Annotated in this window: 3 protein-coding genes and 1 pseudogene; 2 read left to right on the top strand and 2 right to left on the bottom strand. The window is 63.2% G+C overall.

Going from position 1 to position 2,207, the window contains the following annotated elements; translation table 11 throughout:
• Positions 1–390, bottom strand: a pseudogene (locus tag AACG97_RS00095) (DUF6515 family protein); the annotation flags it as partial.
• Between the two features lie 395 nt (positions 391–785).
• Here AACG97_RS00095 and AACG97_RS00090 point away from each other — a divergent pair.
• Together AACG97_RS00090 and AACG97_RS00085 are read left to right on the top strand one after the other, a co-directional pair.
• Positions 786–1,262, top strand: coding sequence for an Lrp/AsnC family transcriptional regulator (locus AACG97_RS00090; protein ID WP_003249795.1), 477 nt, complete (start codon positions 786–788; stop codon positions 1,260–1,262).
• A 54-nt stretch (positions 1,263–1,316) separates the two neighbouring features.
• Positions 1,317–1,520, top strand: coding sequence for a DUF2788 domain-containing protein (locus tag AACG97_RS00085; RefSeq protein WP_003249787.1), 204 nt, complete (start codon positions 1,317–1,319; stop codon positions 1,518–1,520).
• Positions 1,521–1,673: 153 nt separating this feature from the next.
• Here AACG97_RS00085 and AACG97_RS00080 read toward each other — a convergent pair.
• Positions 1,674–2,207: pseudouridine synthase (locus AACG97_RS00080; RefSeq protein ID WP_338463213.1), on the bottom strand; the 534-nt coding region annotated here is incomplete at its 5' end.

Genomic DNA, 2,207 nt, shown 5'->3' with positions numbered 1-2,207 from the left:
ATGCGGGCGGTACCAGTAGCCGCCGGAGTAGAAGTAGTCATGGCCGCGATAGGGCACTTTCCAGTAGCGGTCAGGGAAACGATCGACCGTGTGCCCAGGGCGGTACTGCGGCCCCGGCCCCCAGCCATTGCCATGGCCGTCCGGGCGCCCCTGCCAGTCGCCACCGGGCCTTGGCCCCGGCCCCCCGGCTTGCCAGCGATGCTCATCGCCATGGCGGCGGGGAATATCCTGGTAGTAGCCCTGCCGGGGCGGCTGGGTCTGGCGCACTTCGTCGCGGGCGTTCAGCGGCCGACCGGGCGCAGGGTCGCCGGGCCCTTCGGCCAGCGCCCCAAGGCTGATGCCCAACCCCAGCAAACCAACACCTGCCAACTGCCAGATGCGCGACGTCATGGTATTCCTCTCGGTAGGTAAACTGCAGCAGGCAGCCAGTCTACCGTGCTCTTCAGGCCGGCCAATTAAAATTACCGACATGAAAAAAGGGAGGCCGCAGGGCCTCCCTTCAGGAATTGTCGTCCGTGCTCGGCACTTGTGGCGCCGGCTCACCTCACAGCGTCTTCTGGAAGCTGTGTAGCCCGGGGGCCTGCGGATCCGGTTGGATGGCTGGCCGCGACCGCCCGCCTAGGGCGCGTCGCCGTGGACTGATGTCCGGGCAGTGATTCTGTTGATAAAGATACCGGACAGCTGGCGGCAGCGGATTGCGAAGATTGCTCATATAAATATTACTTGCGCAATTTTTCACCCTGGAATGATAATTCGCCGCAATCCGAACAGAAAAGGCAAATGCCATGAGCAAACTCGACCGCTATGACCTGAGCATCCTCGCCGAATTGCAGCGCGATGCGCGCATTTCCAACCAGGAACTGGCCGAGCGCATCGGCTTGTCGCCTTCGCCATGCTCGCGTCGGGTCAAGCAGCTGGAGGACGACGGCTACATCTCCCGCCAGGTCGCCCTGCTCGACCGCAAGAAGCTGGGTCTGAGCCTGACCGCCTACGTGCTGATCGGCATGGACCGGCACACGCCGGAGCGCTTCGAGACCTTCGAGGCCGCTATCCGCAACCTGCCACAGGTATTGGAATGCAGCCTGGTCACCGGTATGGATGCCGACTACCAGTTGAAGGTGGTGGTGCCCGACATGGACCACTACCAGAAACTGCTGCTCGGCAGCCTGACCCGCATCGAAGGCGTCACCAGCGTGCGTTCGAGTTTCGTGCTGAACCAGGTGCTGGCCAGCACCGAGCTGCCATTGACCCACCTTCGGTAATTGCCCGCGCCTGCGGGCGTATACTCGAGCGCTCAAACTGCCTGGAGAACACCGATGGATCCCGCCGTATTCGAAGAGTGGATGATGATCATCCTGGTCACCGTGCTGATCGGTTTCATGGGTTTCATCGTCTGGGACCTGGCGAAAAAGTCCAAGGCGGGCAAGTTCGGTACGCTGATCCTGTTCTTCGTGCTGGGGCTGGGGGTGCTGGCCTTTATCATCAAGAGCGTGGTGGTGGGGTTTCTTGAAGGGGTTTAGGCCTTGGGAATGCGGGGAGCGCTTTGCGCTCCATCGCGACACAAGGCCGCTCCTACAGGGGTCGCACAAAGCGGGGATCGCGACCCAAGGCATGGGTTTGCGCGGTTCTGTAGGAGCGGCCTTGTGTCGCGATGGGCCGCAAAGCGGCCCCCACTAGCGCTGCAATTTTGCCGGAACCTCGCGCCAGCACCCCTGCTCCAACCCGTCGAGCGCCCAGTCACCAATGCGTACCCGCACCAGGCGCAAGGTCGGCAACCCCACCGCTGCCGTCATGCGCCGCACCTGGCGGTTACGCCCTTCACGAATCACCAGCTCCAGCCAGCTGGTCGGCACGCTCTTGCGAAAACGCACCGGCGGGTTGCGCGGCCACAACGCGGGCTCGGCCAGGCGCCGCGCCTCGGCCGGCAAGGTCGGCCCATCGTTCAGCTCCACGCCGTCACGCAAACGCTGCAACTGCTCGTCGCTCGGCTCACCTTCCACCTGCACCCAGTAGGTCTTGGCCAGCTTGTGCTTAGGGTCGGCAATCCGCGCTTGTAGCCCGCCATCGTTGGTCAGCAATAGCAAGCCTTCACTGTCACGGTCCAGCCGCCCGGCCGGGTATACGCCCGGGATATCGATGAAGTCCTTGAGCGTCGCCCGCCCTTCGCCGTCACTGAACTGGGTCAGCACGTCGAACGGTTTGTTGAA

Source organism: Pseudomonas sp. Nvir, from assembly GCF_963778085.1.
Classification (GTDB): domain Bacteria; phylum Pseudomonadota; class Gammaproteobacteria; order Pseudomonadales; family Pseudomonadaceae; genus Aquipseudomonas; species Aquipseudomonas juntendi.
The sequence above is the reverse complement of the archived record's forward strand: the minus strand, read 5'-3'. Positions and strand labels throughout refer to the sequence as shown.